Source organism: Fundidesulfovibrio soli (assembly GCF_022808695.1).
In the GTDB taxonomy this organism is placed as follows: domain Bacteria; phylum Desulfobacterota; class Desulfovibrionia; order Desulfovibrionales; family Desulfovibrionaceae; genus Fundidesulfovibrio; species Fundidesulfovibrio soli.
This window is the reverse complement of sequence record NZ_JAKZKW010000007.1, coordinates 57,640-77,238: the sequence shown is the minus strand read 5'-3', so window position 1 is coordinate 77,238 and position 19,599 is coordinate 57,640. Positions and strand designations below refer to the sequence as shown.

The following is a 19,599-nucleotide window of genomic DNA, read 5'->3' as shown; positions in this document are numbered from 1 at the left end:
TTCCGATAGCCCACATGGGCCTTTCATGCAAGGTCGCGCCCGAAAAGCCGGGAAGACTCGCCGGGGTTTGCAGCGGCCTGGTTTTGGCGTATCCTGCCCCGCATGGCGTCTTCCACGACCTTCAATATCCTGATGTACTCCCACGACACCTACGGGCTCGGGCACATCCGCAGGACCATGGCCATAGCGAGCCACCTGCGGCGCACCGGCGTCAACGTGCTCATCCTCACCGGCTCGCCGCTGGTGGGCCGCTTCGACTTCCCCGAAGGGGTGGACTTCGTGCGCATCCCCGGGATGATCAAGAAGACCAACGACGAGTACCTGCCCCTTTCCGTGCGCATGAGCGCGGCCCAGGCCCTGAACATCCGGCGCAACATCATCGTGGCCACGGCCAAGGCCTTCCAGCCGCACCTCTTCATCGTGGACAAGGCCCCCCTGGGGCTCAAGAAGGAGGTGCTGCCCACGCTCAAGTGGCTCAAACGCAGGCTGCCGCAGTGCCGCACCATCCTGGGCCTGCGCGACATCATGGACGACGCCGAATCCACCCGCAAGGACTGGCGCGACAAGGGCATCTACGAGGTGCTGGACCGCTTCTACTCCGAGATTTGGGTCTATGGGAACCGCGACTACTACGACCCCATCGAGGAATACGAGATCCCCGAGGCCGTGGGCGCGAAGATGTTCTTCACGGGCTACATCCCCCGCGCCCTGCCCAAGCGCGGCAAGATGCTGGAGATGCGGCAGGAGGAGCACCTGCACCAGAAGGAGCGCATGGTGCTGGTGACCACGGGCGGCGGAGGCGACGGCTACCCCTTGATGGACGCCTACCTGACCATGCTCGAAAACATGGAGAGCCCTCCCTTCCGCTCCATCCTGGTGTCCGGGCCGTTCATGCCCAAGCCCATGCGGGAGGAGGTGCACCGCCGGGCCAAGAAGCTCAAGGCGCACTTCTACCACTTCCACAGGCGCATGGAGGCGCTCATGGGCCTGGCCGACGTGGTGGTCTCCATGGGCGGCTACAACACCACCTGCGAGATCCTCTCCTTGCGCAAGCCCTCCCTGGTGGTCCCCCGGGAGGAGCCCCGGCTGGAGCAGCGCATCCGGGCCGAGGTGTTCAAGAGCCACGGCCTCATCGACTTCCTGCCCTGGGCCGAGCTGACCCCGGAGAGCCTGGGCGAGAAGGTTGGCGCGCTCATCGCCAACCCCCACTCGTGCTGCCGGGGCATAGAGGGATTCAAATTCACCGGGCTGGAGGCCATATCCTCCCGGCTGGCGGAGTTCAGGGGGCAGCATCCATGAAGCGCCCCGTCCTGGGGATGATCCTCAAAGGCTATCCGCGCATTTCCGAGACGTTCATATCCAACGAGATCGAGCTGCTGGAGGCCGAGGGCTTCAACATCCGCATCCTCTCCATGCGCCACCCCCGGGAGGACTTCACGCACGAGTCGGTCAAGCGCATCAAGGCCCCCAGGCACTACCTGCCCGAAACCATCCTGGGCAACGTGGGGAGGCTCCTGGCCGCCAACCTGCTGTGCGCCCTGCGCTCGCCCGCGCGCTACGCAGGAGCCTTCGTCGAGATGCTCAGGCGCATCGCCCACACCCGCAAGGCGACCACGGCCAAGCACCTGCTCCAGGCCGGATACCTGGCCGCGCGCGTGCTGCCCGGGTCAGGGGTCACGCACCTGCACGCGCACTTCGCGCATTCGCCCACATCCGTGGCGGTGTTCACGTCGCTGCTCACCGGGCTTCCTTACAGCTTCACCGCCCACGCCAAGGACATCTACACCCAGGACCCCGCCCGCCTGGCCGAGAAGATCGCCGGGGCCCGCTTCGTGGCCACCTGCACCGGCTACAACAAGGAATACTTGGAGAAGCTCAACCCAAGCGGCACGCCCATCCATCGGGTCTATCACGGCATCGATGTGCGCCTGTTCTCGCCGGTGGCGCACAGGCACGCAAACGGCGAAACGTTCGAGATCCTCACCGTGGCCCGGCTGACGCCGAAGAAGGGGCTGCCCACTGTGCTGCGCGCCGTGGCGGAACTGGTGCGGCGCGGCCACCCTGTGCGCCACGCCATCATAGGCACCGGCGAGGAGAAAGAGGCCCTCCAGGCCCTGGCCGGGGAGCTGGGCATCTCTGACGCCGTCGAGTGGCTGGGCGTCCAGGCCCACGAGGTGGTGGTGGAGCGCATGAGCCGGGCGGACCTGTTCCTGCTGGGCTGTGAGGTCAGCGGCAACGGCGACCGCGACGGCATCCCCAACGTGCTGGTCGAGGCCATGGCCATGGGCCTGCCCGTGGCGGCCACGGCCGTCTCGGCCATCCCGGAGCTCATCGTGGACGGCGAGCACGGGCTGCTCGTCCCGCCCAGGGACCACCTGGCCCTGGCCGGCGCGGCCGAGCGCCTGCTCACCGACGAGGCGCTGCGGGCCAGGGTGATCCCCGCCGCGCTGGATCAGGTGCGCTCGAACTTCGACAACCGCAGGCTCGTGGGCGAGCTGGCCGCGATCTTCCGCGCCGCCATGTCATGAAGGTCGCCTTCTATTCCCCGTTCAAGCCCCTGGACCACCCCCGGCCCTCCGGCGACCAGACCACGGCCCTGGGCCTGACCGCGCACCTGCGCGCCAAGGGCCACGCCGTGGAGGTGGCCAGCCGCTTCCGGGCCCGCCACCTGGCGGAGAAGCCCTGGCTCTGGCCCCAAGCGCTCTGGGAGGCCTGGCGCGCCGGGAGCCCTGTTGCGGGGGCCGGGCGGGCGGACGTCTGGCTGACGCACCACGCCTATTACAAATCCCCCGACGTGATCGGGCCGTGGGCCTCGCGGCGCATGGGCGCGCCCTACGCGGTGTTCCAGGGCATCTATTCCACCAAGCGGCGCAAGAGCCTCTCCACCCGGCTGGGCTTCGAGCTCAACCGCCGCTCCCTGCTGGCGGCGGACGTGGTGTTCTCCAACCGCAGCCTGGACGTGGAGAACCTGCGCCGCCTGCTGCCCGAGGACAGAATCGTCTACGTGGCCCCGGGCATCGACCCCGACGCCTTCCGGCGCGACCCGGACGCGGGCGCGGCCCTGCGTCGGGAGCTGGGCGAGGCTCAGGGCGAGGGCCGCAGGCCCGTGATCGCCTGCGTGGCCATGATGCGCGACGACGTGAAGGCCCAGGGCCTGCGCTACCTCATCACCCGCCTGGGCCGGCTGGCCCGCCAGGAACGCGACTTCCTGCTGCTGCTCGCCGGAGACGGCGAGACCCGCCCCGAAATGGAGGCCCTGGCCCGGGAGCACCTCCCCGGCCGTTCGGCCTTCGTGGGGCAGGTGCCGCGCGGGGAGCTGGCCCGGATCTACAGCGCGGCGGACCTGTTCGTCTTTCCCGGCATCCGGGAGAGCCTGGGCATGGTCTACCTTGAAGCCCAGGCCGCAGGCTTGCCCGTGGTGGCCTTCGACAACGGAGGCATCCCCGAGGTTGTCGCCCACGGGGAGACGGGCCTGCTGACCCCGCCCTTCGATGACGAGGCCTTTCTGGGCGCGGTGGCCCGCCTGCTGGACGACGCCGCTCTGCGCCGGGGCATGGGCGCCGCCGCCGCGCTGCGCGTGCGCGAGCGTCACGACGCCCGCCGCAATTTCGACGTGGTGGAGGAGCGCCTGCGCCTGCTGGTGGAGGAGCGCCGTCACCCCCGCTATCCGGGGGGCAGGGCGTGAGCGCGCTCATCGCCCTGGTGCGCCACGGCCGCACAAGCTGGAACGAGGAGCGCCGCATCCAGGGCCGGGCCGACTCCCCCCTTACGGATGAGGGTGCTCGCGAAGTGGCAGCCTGGCCCGAGATACTCCGGGTCTACGGTTTTTCCGCGCTCTATTCGAGCCCCATCGGGCGCGCCGCGCTCACCGCCGATGCCCTCGGCCGTGGGCTTGGGTTGCCCGTGCGCACGGAGTCCGGCCTCGCGGAGCAGGAATTCGGCTCCTGGACCGGGCTCACAGTGCCCGAGCTGCGCGCGGCCGGGCTGCTCGCCCCGCAGGAGGCCGTGGGCTGGGCTTTCACCCCGCCCGGCGGGGAGGCGCGCGCCGAGGTGCTGGCCCGCTCCTGGGAGGCCCTGACGCGTCTGGCCCGGGCGCACGAGGGCCAGTCCATCCTGGCCGTGACCCACGAGGGCGTGGTTCGCGCCGTGCTGTACGCCCTGCTCGGACGGGACTACCTGCCCTCGGAGCCCAAAATCCTCGCCCCGCGCGCCCTGCATCTGCTGCGCGCCGAGGGCGGCTGCCTGGCCATCGAGGCCATGAATCTGCCGCTATGACCATTGTTTTCTACTGCCAGCACGTGCTCGGCCTGGGGCACTACATGCGCAGCCTGGCCATCGTGCGCGCCCTGGCGCCGCACCGGGTGGTGTTCGTCACGGGCGGGCCGGACGTTCCGGCCGGACTCGGCCCCCACGTTGTTCACGAGCGGCTGCCCGTGCTCAGCATGGACGAGGACTTCTCCCAGATGCTGGTCCAGGGCGATATCGAGGTCACCAAGATTACGCGCCGCGAGCGCCTGCTGGCCATCCTGGAGCGTGAGCGCCCTGACGCCTTCGTGGTTGAGCTGTATCCGTTCGGCAGGCGGGCCTTCGAGTTCGAGCTGGTCCCGGCGCTCCAAGCCATCCGGGAAGGCGCCTTCGGCAGGCCCCGAGTGCTGTGCAGCCTGCGCGACATCCTGGTGGAGAAGGCCGACCCCGAGAAATACCAGGGCCGCGTGCTCAAGCGCCTCGCGGAGTTCTTCGACGGGCTGCTGGTGCACTCCGACCCGGCGCTCTTCCCCCTGGAGGAGACCTTCCCCCGCGCCCGCGAGATCGCCGTGCCAGTGGAGTACACCGGGTTCGTGGTGGAGCGGCCCGCTCCCGGAGCCAGGGAGCGCGTACGCGCGGAAATGGGCCTGAAGGATGGGGATGCGCTCATCGTAGCCAGCGCCGGGGGCGGCAAGGTCGGCTCCGAGCTGCTGTTCGCGGCCGTGGCCGCCTACCCGCTGCTGGAGATTTCGCCGGAACCGCGCCTGGAGGTTTTCAGCGGACCGTTCCTTGACGAAACGGTCTATAAGCGGTTAGGGGCCGATGCCTGCCCGCACGCTGGCATACGGGTGTCCCGGTTCGCCGGGAACTTCCCCGACCTCCTGGCCGCAGCCGACGCCTCCCTGTCGCTGGCCGGATACAACACGACGATGAACGTCCTCGCCGCGGGTGTCCCCGCGCTGGTCTGGCCCTTCGCCCAGAACCGCGAACAATCCATGCGCGCGCTGCGGCTGCAGTCCATGGGCGCGCTGGGAGTGCTCGAGCAAGCCGACCTGGAGCCCGCCCGGCTGGCCCGGCTTGTTGAGGCCCTGGCCCGCAGGGGCCGCCCCGAAGGGGGCTGCCCGGTGCGCCTGGACGGCGCGGAGCGGGCGGCGCGGCTGATCGTCCACGGACAACGGCGGCTGTAACATTCTAACCAACGGCATTTCAGGTTTCCATGATCGTCTCCAACAACGTATCCCCCCTCTGGCTGGCCTTCCCCGACAACTACCGCACCCGGCTGATCCAGGCCGCCGAGCTGGGTCTGTCCCAGGCTCCTGGCGGCCGCGCCCAGGTGTTCTTCCGCGCCGACGACGTGGCCGTGCCCGGCAACAGTTTCACCAAGATGGTGCGCATCTTCCGCGAAGGCGGCGCGCCCCTGTGCATGGCCACGGTGCCCTCCTGGCTGACGGTGAGCCGTTGGCAGGCCCTGCTCAAGGAGGCCCGCGAGGTCGAGCTGTTCTGCTGGTGCCAGCACGGCTGGAGGCACATGAATTTCGAGCCCGCCGGGCAGAAGAAGCGCGAGTTCGGCCAGGCCCGCCCGGCCAAGGACAAGCGCCTGGACCTGACCAAGGGCTTCAAGCGCCTGGGCGAGATCATGGAGCAGCGCTTCACGCCGGTGTTCAGCCCGCCCTGGAACCGCTGCGACGGCGAATCCATGGCCGCCATGCCCGCCATCGGCTTCAGGGGGCTTTCGCGCACCGTTGGGGCCGGCCCCAATCCGCCCGAGGGCCTGCCGGACTTCCCCGTGCGCATGGACCTGCACACCCGCAAGGAGCCCGATCCCGAGGCATCCCTCGACATCATGCTGGATGAAATGCGCCAGGGCCTGGCCAGCGGCCGCCTGGGCGTCATGCTGCACCACCAGCGCATGAACGACGCCGCAGGCGTCTTCCTGGCCGCCCTCATCAAGGAGCTGGGCGCGTTGCGGGTGGAGTTCACCGATTTCAGGCGGCTGCTGGCCGCCAGCTAAGACCTCGCCGCCCGGAGCTCTGAAGGCTTCCGCCAGGAGCGCGAAGCCATGAAGGATTCCAAAGGAACGAAGTTCCTTTGGCGGGAGAGTGCGGAGAGAGCGGAGCCCTCTTTGCCCGCCGGAGGCATTGTCCCCTGGCCTGTGGTTTTACGCGCTGACAGCCTCCGGCGGCCAAGGGGCGTTCCTCCCCTTGGAACCCCAAACAGGAGCCCCTCATGCGAAACGCCTTCATCCTCGTGGCCTTCGTGGCCGGGGCCCTGGTTCCCATCCAGGCCGGGCTCAACATCCAGCTTCGCAAGGTCCTGGGCGACCCTGTCCAGGCTTCCTTCATCTCCTTCCTGGTGGGCACGCTGGCGCTTGGCGTCTACAGCCTGGCGGCCAGGCACACCTGGCCCTCGCTTACGGAGATGGCTTCCACGCCGCTGTGGCTCTGGACGGGCGGGCTGATGGGCGCGGCGTTCGTCACGGCCACCATCCTGGTCGGCCCCAAGCTGGGGGCCGCCTCCATGACGGCCTTCATGCTCATGGGCCAGCTGGTGGCCTCCGTGGTGCTGGACCACTACGCCCTGGTGGGCTACCCGGAGCACCCCGTGAGCTGGGCGCGCATGGCGGGCGTGGCATTGCTGGCCCTGGGGGCCTGGATGATCAAAGCGTTCTGACCTGGAGCACTATCAGCGCCGCTCGAACAGGGCGTCTGCCGCGGTCAGGTTCTCATCCTCGTCGAACCAGGGGCGGTAGAGCCCCCGCACCCTGAACCCCCGGGATTCCATCCAGGCGAGGAGCTCGCCCCCCAGGGGCTGGCCTTTGTACATCCCCGCGAAGGACACCTCGCACAGCACCCCACGCACCCCCCCCAGCAGGCCTTCCGCGCCGCGCAGGGCCTCCAGTTCGTAACCCTGCAGGTCAAGCTTGATGAGCTGCGGCGCCTCGCGCAGGTCCTGATCCAGGCGCACCACGTCCACCTCGATCCGCCGGGCAACGTTCATGGGCTTGTCGGGATGCTTTTGCAGGATGGCGTCCGGTTCAAGCAGGGATGAACATGTGGCGCTTTCCAGCTCGTTGATGACCAGACGGGCGGGCGCGGAGCCCAATGCGGCCTCGCGCAGGCGCACGCGGCTGTCGCCCTGGAAGCGCTTGGCCAGCTTGCGCGCCAGGCGGGGCAACGGCTCGTAGGCCACCACGGTGCTTTGCGGGAGCAACTCCAGCAAGCGGGCCACGGTGCGGCCCTTGTTGGCGCCGCCGTCAACCACCAGGGGGCGGGCGGAGCCGGCCAGGGCGGCAAGGGCGGGGAAGGGGTCCTCGACGGGAAACAGGGGCCAGGTCATGCTGTTCATGGCGGAGGAGAGTAGATGCCTCGGGGCCTCTGAGCAAGTGGAGCGGGAAAATTCGATTTCGATATTGACATTGAGAATCGTTTTCAATAAATCATGGCCAACGGGGCGCGGAATGGGAGATGTTCGCAGGCGCACGCCGGGATAGCCCTCCGCCCCAGCAGTCGAGCAGGAGTACGCCATGACCACCAGATCATCCATCGGCTCTTCGGAGCGTCCTCGGGATATGTTCTCAAGCATCCTCAGGCCCCTGGCCCAGGCCCAGACAGAGGGCTGCGGCTGCGGCGGCGGGTGCCGGGCCAAGGCCATGACCCGCCTGAACCGCGAGGGCATGGAGGCCTGCCAGGCGGGAGACTTCGCCGGTGCGGACCGGATGCTCACCCAGGCGATAGGCATGGCCCGCAAGGCCGGGGTGGCCATGTACGAGGCCAAGATGCGCAATAACCTGGGCCTGGTTCATCTGCTGGCCAGCCGCCCTGACGAGGCCCGGCGAGAGTTCGGCGCGGCGCTTGATCTGGTGGCGGGCAAGCTCGGGCGCGAGAACCAGCTCTACAAGAAGATCGAAGGCAACATGAGCCGCACCCAGGCCGCCTGAGGGCCGTAGAAAGTTCCTTCCCACCGCCTTGCCGTAGGCCGGGCCTCGCGTAAGCCGTATGCGCGGGGCCCGGCCGAACTCTTTTGGAAAAAGGGCAATTCGCCCGGATCAACCCGGCGGATTGGAGCGTTCCGGGTGGCCCCTTTGGGCGCGCTGCACGCTCATGACGAAACAGGCCACGTTGTCCTTCTGTTCGAAGGTCAGCGACCCGCCCATGGTGCGCAGCAGCCTGTGGCAGAAGGGCAGCCCGATGGTTTCGCCGCCCTCGTCGAAGGGCAGGAAGACCTTGTCCACGTCGGGCACGGGGGCGGTCTGCCCGCCGCAGACCTCCAGGTGCAGGAAACGTTCGCTCTCGAAGGTGCGCAGCCACATGCCGCCCTTGGGGGGCAGGTTGGCCAGGGTTGAGCGGATCAGGTTGATGACCACCTGGGTGAGCAGCTCCGCGTCCTCCTCCACGGTGGCCGAGGCGATGTCCTTGAGGAATCTGGGCGCGACGCCGTTGGCCTCCAGCTCGGGGGAGAGCAGCTCCAGGCATTTTCCCGCGATGGCCCCCAGGTCGCAGGCTTCGCGGTGAAGCGTCACCGGGCTCAGATAGTCCCGGATGCGGTCCAGGATGCGCTCCAGGCGCTGGGCCTCGTCCAGGATCACCTGGGCCTCGGCCGAATCGGGCAGGTTCTTGACCAACCTGCGCGCATACCCGGCGATGGAGACCAGCGGGTTGCGTATCTCGTGGGCCACCTCGGCGGAGATTGCTCCCAGCGTCTTCACCTTCTCCTTCTGCACCAGGTATTTCTCCAGCATCAGCCGGTCGGTGATGTCGAGCACGACGCCCTCCACCTGTGGGCGTTCGCACGTCGTGCCGCAGGCCGGAGACGGGATGCTCTTGATGATGCCGTGCACCACCCGGCCTGACTTGCGCAGCATCCGGCAGGTCTTGGAAAAGGCGTAGGAGCTGTCCCGCAGGCGTTGCTCCAGGCTGCCCCGCACGCGCTCGCGGTCTTCAGGGTGGATGCGCTCCAGGAACCATCCCGCCTGGCTGCGGGCCTCCTCGGGGGTGAAGCCCAGCATGCCCGTGCAGGCGCTGTTCACGAACTGCACGTCGAGCCGGTCGTCCAGGCTGAAGATCATCAGCGGGATGTTGTGCACCAGGTTGGAGTAGCGGGCCTCGGCCCTGCGCACCTGCATGGTCAGGTCCCGTCGCTCCAGCACGACGGACACGGCGTGTGCCAGCAGTTCGAAACTCTCGATGGGCTTGATGATGTAGTCCCAGGCGCCGAGGCGGAAGGCGTGGATGGCGTCCTGGATGTCGGCCCGGCCGGAGATCACGATCACCGGGGTGTCGTTGCCGAGGCGGCGCTTCTCCTCAAGGAAGGCCAAGCCGTCCATCACGGGCATGCGCAGGTCGAGCAGAACGAGATCGGGCTTGGAGGAGGTGAGCGCCACCAGGCCCTCGATGCCGCTGCCCGCTTCCACGGCCGTGTATCCCGCGTCCTCTATCCAGGCCACAAGGGTGCTGCGAACGGCGATGTCGTCGTCCACGGTGAGGATGGTCTTCCCAGGAGGCGCTTGGGTGCCCGTGCCGGGCTCAGCCTGATTCATGCATCCCATTTATTATGGATGGCGGCTTTTCGGCAAGGGAAAGCCGGTCAGCGGGGTGCGATTCCCTGTTCCCGTCGGCCGATGATCCGCGGAGGCCACCAGCACATGACATTTTCTGTAAAGCGCGGATTTGGACAGAAAAGGGGAGAGCGTTGTTTTCGGACTGTTTTTCGATGCTCGCCGTTCGTCCGGATGCTTCGTTTACAGATTTGTAATGCCAGAAGGCCGAGCGCGTCGCCGATGATCAGCGTGTCGCGTTCCGAATCAGGGCCGGACGTTGTGAGGCATTTTTCAGCTGTTTGTTTCAAGTGCCTGTTATTCAATGCTAAAATTGTCTCGGTCGGTGCTTGGTTTGATGGGGCGGGCTCGTCGCGGTCAGGTGGAGCGAATTTTGTCATTCAGTCCTAGGCGGCCAGGCCCACTCTGCGGCTGTTGACTGGAAATGGTTTCCAATGTGCAAAAATGATATATTCAAGGCGGGCGTAGGGCGCCTGGCGCTCGTTTCCCTGTGGGGCGGGCACAATGAACGTATTATCTAATTACATGATATAAATATATAAAATTTTGGGCATGGCAAGGTGCTCGGGCAAGGCGGGTGTCAGGATCGTGAGTGGCGCGGCGGTGTCGACCCTGGACAAACAATTTTGAATGAATAATTTGTGCGTGCCTCGGAATGAAAAAAACTTGCAAAAGTGTAAAAACTGCTCTAGTCATGGGGCCGTGCAGCCGACCGGGCAGAACAGGCAGGAGCGCCCGGTAGGAAAACGGCCAGCGCAGGTCCCCGGCAGGACAGCCCTGCCGGGGGGCCACCCACGAAAACAGGAGGACATCTATATGAACGCGGCGGACACTGCATTTATCCTCGTATCGGCAGCCCTGGTGTTGCTCATGACCCCGGGCCTTGGTCTGTTCTACGGCGGCATGGTCCGCTCCAAAAACGTTCTGGCCACCCTGATGCACAGCTACGTGCTCATCGGCCTGATCTCCATCGAATGGGCCATCATCGGTTACTCGATGGCCTTCGGCTCCGACATCGGCGGCCTGGTGGGCGGCCTGGACTACCTCAACCTGGCGGGCATGGATAAGCCCAACGAACTCGCCAAGACCGTACCTCATCTGGCCTTCATGGCGTTCCAGATGATGTTCGCGGTCATCACCCCGGCGCTCATCTCCGGCGCGTTCGCCGAACGCATCAAGTTCAGCGCCTTCCTGATCTTCAGCATCATCTGGGCGATCTGCATCTACAACCCCCTGGCCCACTGGGTCTGGGGCGGCGGTTGGCTGGCCGGCCTGGGCGCGCTCGACTTCGCCGGCGGCGCGGTCGTGCACATGAGCTCCGGCGCTTCCGCCCTGGCCTTCGTGCTCTTCCTCGGCAAGCGTAAGAACTACGGCCGTGAGCCCTTCATCCCCCACAACCTGCCCATGACCATCCTCGGCGCCGGCATCCTGTGGTTCGGCTGGTTCGGCTTCAACGCGGGCAGCGCCCTCTCCGCCGGCGACCTGGCCTCCTCGGCCTTCGTCACCACGCACCTGGCCGCCTCCGCCGCCTCCCTCTCCTGGATCCTGGCCGAGTGGGTGCATCGCGGCAAGCCCACCACCCTGGGCCTGGCCTCCGGCGCCGTGGCCGGCCTGGTCGCCATCACCCCGGCCGCCGGCTTCGTCACCCCCATGGCTTCCATCATCATCGGCCTGGTGGGCGGCGTGGTCTGCTACCTGGGCGTGAACCTCAAGCACATGTTCAAGTACGACGACGCCCTGGACGTGGTGGGCGTGCACGGCCTGGGCGGCACCTGGGGCGCGCTGGCCACCGGCCTGTTCGCCACCAAGGCCGTGAACGACGCCGGCAACGACGGCCTGCTCTACGGCAACGCCGAGCTGCTCTGGAGCCAGTTCGTCTCCGTGGTCGCCACCTGGGGCTTCTGCTTCCTCGGCACCCTGGTCATCCTGTTCGTGGTCAACATGATCGTGAAGGTGCGCGTCGACGAGCAGGACGAGGACAAGGGCCTGGACGTGAGCCAGCACGGCGAAACCGGCTATCAGAACTAAGGAGCGACCCCCATGCGCAAGATCGAAATCATCACCCGGCCCTACAAGCTGGAAGACATCAAGAAGGCACTCACCGACGCGGGCGTGAAAGGCATGACCGTCTCCGAGGTCAAGGGCTTCGGCCGCCAGCGCGGGCACAAGGAAATCTACCGCGGCGCCGAGTACCAGGTGGACTTCGTACCCAAGATCAAGATAGAGTTGGTCATCGACCAGGCCATCGTCCCCGCGGTGCTCAAGGCCGTGGAAGGCGCCGCCCGCACGGGCGAGGTGGGAGACGGCAAGATCTTCATCAGCCCCGTTGAAGAAGTTGTGCGCATCCGCACCGGCGAAACGGGCAAAGACGCCATCTAACCGAACCAACGCAAGAAAGGGGCCGGACAACCGGCCCCTTTTTTTATTTATATGGCAATAAGCACACCCAGCGCCTTCGACACGCTCAAGCGCGACCGCCAGGACATCCTGGCCCAGCCCGACGCCACCCTCAGCCGCAGGCTCAGCGAAGCCTTCGACGCCTATTTCAGGGCCCGCGTGGGGGAGGTCCCCCCCCAGCGCACACCTTACGCGGTCATGGCCGTGGGCGGGTACGGGCGCTCGGAGCTTTGCCCCCGCTCGGACATCGACGTGCTCATCCTCTATAAGAAGTCCGTCCCCGGCGAGGCCAAGGAGCTCTCCCAGGGTGTCTTCTTTCCCCTGTGGGACCTGGGGCTGGAGCTTGGCCACGGGGTGCGCTCCATATCGGACTGCATCGACCTCTCCCGCAAGGACTGGCAGGTCTTCGCATCCCTTTTGGATGTGCGCCTCCTGGCCGGTGACGCTGGCGTGTTCGAGGAGTTCGTGGCCCGGCGCGACAAGAAGCTGCTCCCCGGTGCGGGCAGGAATTTCAAGCTGTGGCTTGAAAGGCAGAACGCAAGCCGGTCATCCACCTACGGCGACGCCTCCGGCATGCTGGAGCCGAACCTGAAGGAGGGCATGGGCGGCCTGCGCGACGTGCATCAGGTGCGCTGGCTGGACTTTCTCTCCCGGCGCGAGGGCGAAGGCCTGCCCCAGGACGACCTGGACGTGCTGAACGCCCATATGCGTTTCCTGCTCACGGTGCGCAACCACCTGCACCTGCTCGAGAGCCACAAGACCGACCGCCTGGGCCTGGACGCCCAGCGCGAGCTGGCGGGGCGTCTCGGCTTCGAGGCCTCCGGCGAGATCCTGGCCGTGGAGGCCTTCATGGCCGAGCTGCACAGGGTCATGGCCGAGATTCGCACCCTGCACCGGGCCTCCTGGCCGCTCCTGGCCATGGAGCCCGGCCGCAAACGCGCGGCCCAGGTGTCCCTGGGCGGCTGCGCCGTGCTGGGCCAGGAGGGCCTGGGCTTCGACCTCCCCCCGGGCAGACATGTGAGCCCCGAGCAGATCGTGGAGCTCTTCGGCTACGCCCTGAGGCACGGCAAGGCCATGTCCCTGGCGGCGAGGCGGGCCATCGAGGCCGGGCTGCCCGACCTCGCCAGCTTCGCGGCCACGGCCGAGGGCGCGGCCCACGCCCGCGACCTGCTGACCCGGGCCATGCTCCATCCCGGCAGCGAGGCCGCCCTGACCGACATGGTGGAGACGGGCGTGCTCGGGGCGCTGCTGCCCGAGTTCGCCCGCGTGCGCGACATGGTGCAGTACGACGTGTTCCACATCCATCCAGTGGGGCGCCACACCCTGGAGACCATCTTCGAGATCAAGCGCCTGGCCGACCCCGACAGCCCCTACCACGCCCACTACGCGGCCCTGCCGCACCCCGAGCGGCTCTACTGGGGTGCGCTCTGCCACGACATAGGCAAGGGCCTGGGCGGGGCCCACTCCGAGAAGGGCGCGGACATCGTGCGCGAGCTGCTCGACCGGCTGGGCATGGGGGACGAGGCCCTCTCGGATGTATGCTTCCTGGTGCTCAGGCACCTGATGCTCGCCGACACGGCCTTCCGGCGCGACATCTCGGACCGCGACATCCTGGCCGAGTGCGCCCAGCGCACGGGCACGGTGCAACGTCTGGACATGCTCCTGCTGCTCACCGTGGCCGACTCCCGGGCCACCGGCCCCTCGGCCTGGAACGACTGGAAGGCCAGCCTGCTGGGCGAGCTGTACGGCAAGGTGCGAGCGGTGCTCACGGGCGGGAAGCTCTTCGATCCGTCCGACGCCCAGCACATGATGGTCCTGCGCGACCACCTGCACGACAAGGCCCGGGGCCTCTTCAATTCAGAGCGCCTGGAGGCCTGCCTGGACGCCATGCCCCCGCGCTACCTGCTCAGCCGCAAGCCGGAGAACATACTGGGCGACCTGGCCCTGGTGTCCCAGCTCGAAGCCGACCTGGAGGAGGATTTCAGGCAGCGGCCCTCCAGCGTGGCCGGGCGCGGCGTGGCCGCGGTGGAGACGATACCCTATCCCGGCGGCGACGGCTGGAAAGTGACCCTGGCCGCACGGCACCAACCCTCGCTCTTCGCCACGGTGGCGGGCGTGCTGGCCCTGCACGACGTGAACATCCGCTCCGCCGAGTTCTTCCTCTGGAGCGACTCCACGGAGCTGCACGCCTACCAGACCTCCAATCCGCCGGACACGCTCTATCCCGACGAACTCTGGGCCAGGGTGCGCCGGGCGGTCCGCTACGCACTCACGGGCAAGCTCTCGCTTGATTACCGCATCCAACAGAAGCGGGCCTCGCCCCTGACCCCCCGCCAGCCGGATATGGGCATCACCCCCGGTGTGGTGGTGGACAACGAAGGCTCGGACTACTTCACCATCATCCAGGTGCGCGCGGGAGACCGCATCGGCCTGCTCTACGACATCGCCGTGGTTCTGGATTCGCTCGGCCTGGACGTGCGCATGGCCAAGATCGACACCCAGGGCCTGGACGTGTTCGACGTGTTCTTCGTGCGCGGGGAGAAGGGCCGCAAGGTCACGGAAGGGTCCCGGCTGGAGGAGATCCGGCTGGCGCTATTAGCAGCGGTCGCGTAAGGGCGGTCTCGCCGGAGCGGACGGCTCCGGGGGAAGGCGGTTCGGCCCGGGGAGGGTGCATGCCCAAAGCCCCGTTCCCAAGCGCCTGAACAAGCAGGGCCGCCCCTTGCGGAGCGGCCCTGGCAATATGACGTTGGGCCGCCCGCGGGCGGCCCATGGCAGTGGTCGCCTTACGCGGCCTGTTTCTTTTCCCAGTCGCGCAGGGCGATCTTGAGAGCGCCAACCACAAAGGTGTCGCAGTCGTACTTGGGGTTGACCTTTTCAAGGTTGCTGCAAAGTTCCTCGTTGGTGATGGGGTAGGCGTCGTAGATCGACTTGCCCTTGACCATCTTGACCAGGGTGGTCAGGCAGGCGCGGCTGTAGCGGCAGCCGTCGACCTGGCCGCCGGCGTCGACAATGATTTCATCGACGATCAGAAGCTGCATGCGGATGGACTTCTTGCAAGTCGTGCAGCCGTGTACGCCTTCGCAATTGTAGTTATCGAGCAAACGAAGTTCGCTGGAACAGGAGTTCCCGTGGACAGTGTCCATAGAAGACCTCATAGTATGTGGAAAATAGTTCTGAATATGCCGCCGTCGCGCTGATCGCATGAACAGCGGCACGACAACGCATGCCCGGAGGGGATGGGGTAAATGATCCGGTGCGGAATGCGTCGCCGTCGCCTCAACCACTGCCGAGGCCGAAATACGACCGAGCGGCGCAGATCGTCAACAAAAAAAGTGGTTACTGTGCGATTATTTTCACAAGCCACGTGCGGGCCGATATCGGCAAAAGCCGGATAACCTGCCGAAAAGGCGCAGATTCCTCCTGTCCGGGTATGGCAAGATAGCTAAGGGCGGGTTGGGTGCGCGGATGGCCGCCGCCGGGGCCGGCGGGGGCAGGGGGGCGGCAACAGGGCGTTATTCCGGGGTATTCCGGTTTCAGGGCTGGGGGGCGTCCCTCTCGCAGGCAGGCCTCCGGCAAGTTGGGGCATTGTTAAGGGTTGCCATACCGCTCCCTCGGTCATAATGGCAGTCAGACGCCAAGGCAACGAATGTGACATCCTCCCCCGATACATACGTCTGCGCGCAATGCGCCAGCCTCGGACCCACCTGCTGCAGGCTCGAACCCGGCCAGGAGGATCTGTGCTTCCCCGTCTCCGAGCTTGAGCGCCAGCGCATCGTGGACGCCGCCCCCCAGATGGGGGGGCTCACCGGAGCGCCCAACACGGCGCCCTTCCTGGCGCACATGATGCGGCTCTTTCCACGGGACAGGGCCCATATGGCCTCCCTGTTTCCATCGCACGGGGGGCACCTGCGCCTGGCCACCAGGCCCGACGGCGGCTGCTCCTTCCTTGCGGCTGAGGGCTGCATCCTGCCGCGGGAGGTGCGTCCTTATTATTGCCGTCTGTTCCCGTTTTGGGTATCGGCAGGGGCCGTCGCCGCCTTCGACGCCTCGGGCTGCCTGGCCTGCAAGCGCAGCAAGGGCGTGCGAGAGCTCCTGGCCCAACTGGGCATGAGCCATGCCATGGTCCTTGACTTGCATGGGCGGATGCGCCTGGCCTGGGGAATGACCCCCTTCGAAGACGGCGAACTGCTCGCAAGGCTGAAGGATAGAGTGGGGAAAAATGCGTAAAGCACTGTTGATATTTGCGATTCTTATCGTTCTTGGCATCCTTGGCGCTGGCCTGGGGCTTGTCGGCGTCTACTTCTGGGCCGCAAGCGACCTGCCGGGATTTAAGAACCTCACGGAATACAAACCTCCGGTGGTCTCCACCGTGTACACCCACGACGGCAAGGTCCTGGGCAACCTCTTCGCGGAGAAGCGGTTCCTTTCCTCCCTGTCGGAGATGCCCGCCTTCCTGCCCAAAGCCTTCCTGGCCGCCGAGGACGCCTCCTTCTATCAGCACGAAGGCGTGGACCCGCTGGCCATCTTCCGGGCCTTCCTCAAGAACGTGCAGCACGGCGGGATGCGTCAGGGCGGCTCCACCATCACGCAGCAGTTGGTCAAACGGCTGCTTCTCTCCCCGGAAAAGAGCCTCAAGCGCAAGATCAAGGAAGCCATCCTGGCCTACCGCCTGGAGCGCTACCTCACCAAGGACGAGATCCTCACCATCTATCTCAACCAGATCTATCTGGGCTCCCGCGCCTACGGCGTGGAGGCCGCGTCGCGCACCTACTTCGGCGTGCACGTGGGCCAGTTGACCATCGCCCAAGCGGCCATCCTGGCGGGCCTGCCCCAGGCGCCCAGCCGCTACAGCCCCCTGCGCGACTTCGAGGCCGCAAAGGGCCGCCAGCGCTATGTGCTGGGCCGCATGCTGGAGAACAACTGGATCACCCAGCAGGAGCATGACGCCGCCCTCAAGGAGCAACTGGTCTTCAAGAGCATGGACGACCAGCCCAGCTGGGGCGTGGGCGCCTACTACCTTGAAGAGGTGCGCCGCTGGCTGCTGGATAAGTTCGGCGAGGACATGGTCTACACGGGCGGGCTCAAGGTGGTCACCGGCTGCGACCTGGTCCACCAGGAGGCGGCCGAGAAGGCCCTGCGCAAGGCCCTGGTGGATTCCTCCAAGCGCCGAGGCTGGAAGGGCACCCTGGACACCCTCACCCCGGACAAGTGGGGCGAGTTCCTGGCCCAGGACGTGAACCCCGAGCTTCTCAAGACCGGGCACTGGGTCAAGGCGCTGGTCACCGAGGCCTCGGCCAAGGGGCTCACCGTCAAGTACGGCAAGAGCGTGGGGTTCGTGGACGCCAAGTTCCTGGGCTGGACCAGGGGCAAGGGCCCCAAGGCGGGCGAGGTGGTCTTCGTCTCCCTGGCCCCGCCGGAACCCAAGGCCAAAACACCCAACCCCAAGGCCCCCAAGGCCGGGGAAGACCTGATCCTGCAGCAGGAGCCGGACGTGCAGGGGGCCTTCGTCTCCCTCGACCCGCGCGACGGCGTGGTGCTGGCCTGCGTGGGCGGCTTCTCCTTCGAGAAGAGCCAGTTCAACCGCGCCACCCAGGCCCTGCGCCAGTGCGGCTCGGCCTTCAAGCCCATCGTCTACTCCGCGGCCATCGACGAGGGTATGACCCCGGCCACCGTGGTCATGGACAGCCCCTTCGTCTATGAGGACCCGGTCACCCACAAGATCTGGAAACCGGAAAACTACGAGGGCGGCTTCCAGGGGCCCATGTCCCTGCGCGCGGCCTTGGCGAAGTCACGAAATCTCGTGACCATCCGGGTTGCACAGCAGATCGGCATCCAGAAGGTCATCAAGCGCGCCAAGGAAATGGGCATCGACACCGACCTGCCGCCCTATCTGCCCATCAGCCTGGGCGCGGCCTCCGTGCACCTGATCAACCTCTGCCAGGCCTATACCTCCTTCCCCAACGGCGGGCAGCAGGTGAAGCCGCGCTTCGTGCTCTCCGTGCAGGGGCCCGACGGGCAGGAGCTGTACCGCTCCGAGCCGGAGCTGCACGAGGCCATGTCGCCCCAGACGGCCTTCATCATGACCTCCATGCTGCGCGAGGTGGTGCGCGCGGGCACGGCCGGCAAGGCCATGGCCATCGGCAAGCCCATTGCGGGTAAGACCGGCACCACCAACGACGAGCAGGACGTCTGGTTCATCGGCTTCACCCCGTATCTGCTCTCCGGCGTGTACCTGGGCTTCGACCAGCCTCAGTCCATGGGCAAGGGCGAGGCGGGCGGCTCGGCGGCCCTGCCCGCCTTCGTGGACTACCGCATGGCCGTGGAGCCGTACTACCCCACGGTGGACTTCGCGGCGCCGCCGGGAATCGTCTGGGCCAGCGTGGACGGCGTCTCCATGCCGTTCAAGGAAGGGCAGGACAAATCAGCCTTCGCGGGCATCATCGGCGGGGAGGGCAACGTGAACTTCTCCGACCCCAACGCGCCGTTGGCCACCGGCGAGCAGCTCCTCAAACAGATGTACTAGCCCGGATAGGGCCACGCAGAAGGCGACAGACATGACGCACAGCATTGGGATGACCAAGGCCCTGAAACTGCTGGGGGACGCCGCCGCCGATATCAGGCGGCTGGAGGCCGAGGCCGCCGAGGCCCTGCACGGGCGCGGCGACAAGACCGCCCACCGCGAAATGATGCTCGAAAAGTGCGAGCTGCTGGCCGACCTGCCCGAGAACGCCCTGGACGCCCTCGGCGCGGAGGCCGCCACGCCGGAGGGCCGCCGCCTGTTGACCGGTGCCGAGGGCTTTGCCCGCCGCGCCAACCAGGCCCTGGACCTGGAGAGCATCTTCTACATGTCCGCGCTGCTCTATCCCGACGACTACCAGGACGGCGACCCCAACGACCTGGAACGCTTCATCGCCAACTTCGGCGGCTAGCGCCGGACACGCGGCTGCTTCTATCGAACGCAAAACGGGCGCCCCATGGTATAATGGGGCGCCCGCTTTCAATTTCGGCGAGCGTCCTACTTCTTTCTTGCGAGCAAGAGCAGGGCCACTCCTCCAACGAGCGCAAGACCGCCCGCGATCAACGGCATGGGGACCGTGCGCGTGGTCTCCGTCGTCACCTTCAACGGGCCGAGGTCAATGACATTCTCTTTGGTCGTATAGGTGATCCCTTGATACCCCAAGACCGCCCCCCCGGCGAGCATGAGCAGAACTGCGACAATCGTGATGGTTCTCATTGTGTCCTTCCTTGAGTCGGCATGATGTGAAACAGGCGGCCTCTCCCCATTGTCTGCGATGCCTGGCCAGGATTCGGCCCATACGCCGGGGCAGCGGGGTCGCCCCCTGGATCCCGGCGACGCCAAATCAGCAGTTTGGGCCGGTGCGTGAGACGGAACTCTTTCAAGC

18 protein-coding genes are annotated in these 19,599 nt (G+C 66.7%); 14 read left to right on the top strand and 4 right to left on the bottom strand.

Features of this window, described 5'->3' with window-relative positions; all coding sequences use genetic code 11:
* Positions 1–102: 102 nt before the first annotated feature.
* The 7 genes from MLE18_RS08670 to MLE18_RS08640 all read left to right on the top strand — a co-directional run bounded on the left by MLE18_RS08670 (position 103) and on the right by MLE18_RS08640 (position 6,915).
* On the top strand, positions 103–1,299 hold the full coding sequence (locus tag MLE18_RS08670) for a glycosyltransferase family protein (protein ID WP_243438397.1): 1,197 nt from the start codon (positions 103–105) through the stop codon (positions 1,297–1,299).
* Entirely contained in the window at positions 1,296–2,528 is a 1,233-nt protein-coding gene (locus MLE18_RS08665; protein WP_243438396.1) for a glycosyltransferase, read from the top strand. Before MLE18_RS08670 ends, MLE18_RS08665 begins: the two co-directional genes overlap by 4 nt.
* Positions 2,525–3,685, top strand: coding sequence for a glycosyltransferase family 4 protein (locus MLE18_RS08660; protein ID WP_243438395.1), 1,161 nt, complete (start codon positions 2,525–2,527; stop codon positions 3,683–3,685). The genes MLE18_RS08665 and MLE18_RS08660 overlap by 4 nt, the downstream gene beginning before the upstream one ends.
* Positions 3,682–4,275 carry a histidine phosphatase family protein gene (locus MLE18_RS08655; protein WP_243438394.1) on the top strand — a complete coding sequence of 198 codons (594 nt, stop codon included), beginning with the start codon at positions 3,682–3,684 and terminating at the stop codon, positions 4,273–4,275. Before MLE18_RS08660 ends, MLE18_RS08655 begins: the two co-directional genes overlap by 4 nt.
* Positions 4,272–5,432 carry a glycosyltransferase family protein gene (locus MLE18_RS08650; RefSeq protein ID WP_243438393.1) on the top strand — a complete coding sequence of 387 codons (1,161 nt, stop codon included), beginning with the start codon at positions 4,272–4,274 and terminating at the stop codon, positions 5,430–5,432. The genes MLE18_RS08655 and MLE18_RS08650 overlap by 4 nt, the downstream gene beginning before the upstream one ends.
* Positions 5,433–5,461: 29 nt before the next feature.
* A complete protein-coding gene (locus MLE18_RS08645) occupies positions 5,462–6,256 on the top strand; it encodes a polysaccharide deacetylase family protein (RefSeq protein ID WP_243438392.1) in 795 nt (264 codons plus the stop codon).
* A gap of 215 nt (positions 6,257–6,471) precedes the next feature.
* Entirely contained in the window at positions 6,472–6,915 is a 444-nt protein-coding gene (locus MLE18_RS08640; RefSeq protein WP_243438391.1) for a DMT family transporter, read from the top strand.
* Positions 6,916–6,927: 12 nt separating this feature from the next.
* On the opposite strand, the gene MLE18_RS08635 is transcribed toward MLE18_RS08640, so the two are convergent.
* Complete coding sequence (locus tag MLE18_RS08635; protein WP_243438390.1) at positions 6,928–7,581, bottom strand: FkbM family methyltransferase; 654 nt, start codon at positions 7,579–7,581, stop codon at positions 6,928–6,930.
* A 187-nt stretch (positions 7,582–7,768) separates the two neighbouring features.
* Here MLE18_RS08635 and MLE18_RS08630 point away from each other — a divergent pair, with 187 nt between their 5' ends.
* Positions 7,769–8,182 (top strand): tetratricopeptide repeat protein, encoded by a 414-nt coding sequence (locus MLE18_RS08630; protein WP_243438389.1) that lies wholly within the window; start codon positions 7,769–7,771, stop codon positions 8,180–8,182.
* 108 nt (positions 8,183–8,290) lie between these two features.
* Here MLE18_RS08630 and MLE18_RS08625 read toward each other — a convergent pair whose 3' ends face one another.
* The gene (locus MLE18_RS08625; protein ID WP_243438388.1) at positions 8,291–9,781 is read right to left on the bottom strand and encodes a response regulator; all 1,491 of its coding nucleotides are present in this window, start codon (positions 9,779–9,781) and stop codon (positions 8,291–8,293) included.
* 834 nt (positions 9,782–10,615) lie between these two features.
* On the opposite strand from MLE18_RS08625, the gene MLE18_RS08620 reads away from it, so the two are divergent.
* The 3 genes from MLE18_RS08620 to glnD are packed head-to-tail and all read left to right on the top strand — an operon-like array spanning position 10,616 to position 14,809.
* Positions 10,616–11,827: an ammonium transporter gene (locus tag MLE18_RS08620; RefSeq protein ID WP_243438387.1), complete on the top strand. Its 1,212-nt coding sequence runs from the start codon at positions 10,616–10,618 to the stop codon at positions 11,825–11,827.
* Positions 11,828–11,839: 12 nt separating this feature from the next.
* Entirely contained in the window at positions 11,840–12,178 is a 339-nt protein-coding gene (locus tag MLE18_RS08615) for a P-II family nitrogen regulator (RefSeq protein WP_243438386.1), read from the top strand.
* A 51-nt stretch (positions 12,179–12,229) separates the two neighbouring features.
* Positions 12,230–14,809, top strand: coding sequence for a [protein-PII] uridylyltransferase (glnD, locus tag MLE18_RS08610; protein ID WP_243438385.1), 2,580 nt, complete (start codon positions 12,230–12,232; stop codon positions 14,807–14,809).
* Between the two features lie 170 nt (positions 14,810–14,979).
* Here glnD and MLE18_RS08605 read toward each other — a convergent pair whose 3' ends face one another.
* Positions 14,980–15,339 carry an iron-sulfur cluster assembly scaffold protein gene (locus MLE18_RS08605; protein WP_272881560.1) on the bottom strand — a complete coding sequence of 120 codons (360 nt, stop codon included), beginning with the start codon at positions 15,337–15,339 and terminating at the stop codon, positions 14,980–14,982.
* A gap of 505 nt (positions 15,340–15,844) precedes the next feature.
* Between MLE18_RS08605 and MLE18_RS08600 the strand changes: the two genes are divergently transcribed.
* From MLE18_RS08600 to MLE18_RS08590, 3 genes are read left to right on the top strand one after another with little or no spacing between them, the layout of a single operon-like run.
* Complete coding sequence (locus MLE18_RS08600; RefSeq protein WP_243438383.1) at positions 15,845–16,423, top strand: YkgJ family cysteine cluster protein; 579 nt, start codon at positions 15,845–15,847, stop codon at positions 16,421–16,423.
* Positions 16,416–18,719: a penicillin-binding protein 1A gene (locus MLE18_RS08595; protein WP_243438382.1), complete on the top strand. Its 2,304-nt coding sequence runs from the start codon at positions 16,416–16,418 to the stop codon at positions 18,717–18,719. The genes MLE18_RS08600 and MLE18_RS08595 overlap by 8 nt, the downstream gene beginning before the upstream one ends.
* Before the next feature lie 31 nt (positions 18,720–18,750).
* Positions 18,751–19,125: a hypothetical protein gene (locus MLE18_RS08590; protein ID WP_243438381.1), complete on the top strand. Its 375-nt coding sequence runs from the start codon at positions 18,751–18,753 to the stop codon at positions 19,123–19,125.
* Between the two features lie 86 nt (positions 19,126–19,211).
* On the opposite strand, the gene MLE18_RS08585 is transcribed toward MLE18_RS08590, so the two are convergent.
* Entirely contained in the window at positions 19,212–19,430 is a 219-nt protein-coding gene (locus MLE18_RS08585) for a DUF3185 domain-containing protein (protein WP_243438380.1), read from the bottom strand.
* Positions 19,431–19,599: the final 169 nt, after the last annotated feature.

Bases quoted from the DNA above. Each gene is read 5' to 3' on its own strand.
- MLE18_RS08670 (WP_243438397.1), top strand. From the start codon at position 103: ATGGCGTCTTCCACGACCTTCAATATCCTGATGTACTCCCACGACACC.
- MLE18_RS08665 (WP_243438396.1), top strand. From the start codon at position 1,296: ATGAAGCGCCCCGTCCTGGGGATGATCCTCAAAGGCTATCCGCGCATT.
- MLE18_RS08660 (WP_243438395.1), top strand. From the start codon at position 2,525: ATGAAGGTCGCCTTCTATTCCCCGTTCAAGCCCCTGGACCACCCCCGG.
- MLE18_RS08650 (WP_243438393.1), top strand. From the start codon at position 4,272: ATGACCATTGTTTTCTACTGCCAGCACGTGCTCGGCCTGGGGCACTAC.
- MLE18_RS08645 (WP_243438392.1), top strand. From the start codon at position 5,462: ATGATCGTCTCCAACAACGTATCCCCCCTCTGGCTGGCCTTCCCCGAC.
- MLE18_RS08640 (WP_243438391.1), top strand. From the start codon at position 6,472: ATGCGAAACGCCTTCATCCTCGTGGCCTTCGTGGCCGGGGCCCTGGTT.
- MLE18_RS08635 (WP_243438390.1), bottom strand. From the start codon at position 7,581: ATGACCTGGCCCCTGTTTCCCGTCGAGGACCCCTTCCCCGCCCTTGCC.
- MLE18_RS08630 (WP_243438389.1), top strand. From the start codon at position 7,769: ATGACCACCAGATCATCCATCGGCTCTTCGGAGCGTCCTCGGGATATG.
- MLE18_RS08625 (WP_243438388.1), bottom strand. From the start codon at position 9,781: ATGAATCAGGCTGAGCCCGGCACGGGCACCCAAGCGCCTCCTGGGAAG.
- MLE18_RS08620 (WP_243438387.1), top strand. From the start codon at position 10,616: ATGAACGCGGCGGACACTGCATTTATCCTCGTATCGGCAGCCCTGGTG.
- MLE18_RS08615 (WP_243438386.1), top strand. From the start codon at position 11,840: ATGCGCAAGATCGAAATCATCACCCGGCCCTACAAGCTGGAAGACATC.
- glnD (WP_243438385.1), top strand. From the start codon at position 12,230: ATGGCAATAAGCACACCCAGCGCCTTCGACACGCTCAAGCGCGACCGC.
- MLE18_RS08605 (WP_272881560.1), bottom strand. From the start codon at position 15,339: ATGGACACTGTCCACGGGAACTCCTGTTCCAGCGAACTTCGTTTGCTC.
- MLE18_RS08595 (WP_243438382.1), top strand. From the start codon at position 16,416: ATGCGTAAAGCACTGTTGATATTTGCGATTCTTATCGTTCTTGGCATC.
- MLE18_RS08590 (WP_243438381.1), top strand. From the start codon at position 18,751: ATGACGCACAGCATTGGGATGACCAAGGCCCTGAAACTGCTGGGGGAC.
- MLE18_RS08585 (WP_243438380.1), bottom strand. From the start codon at position 19,430: ATGAGAACCATCACGATTGTCGCAGTTCTGCTCATGCTCGCCGGGGGG.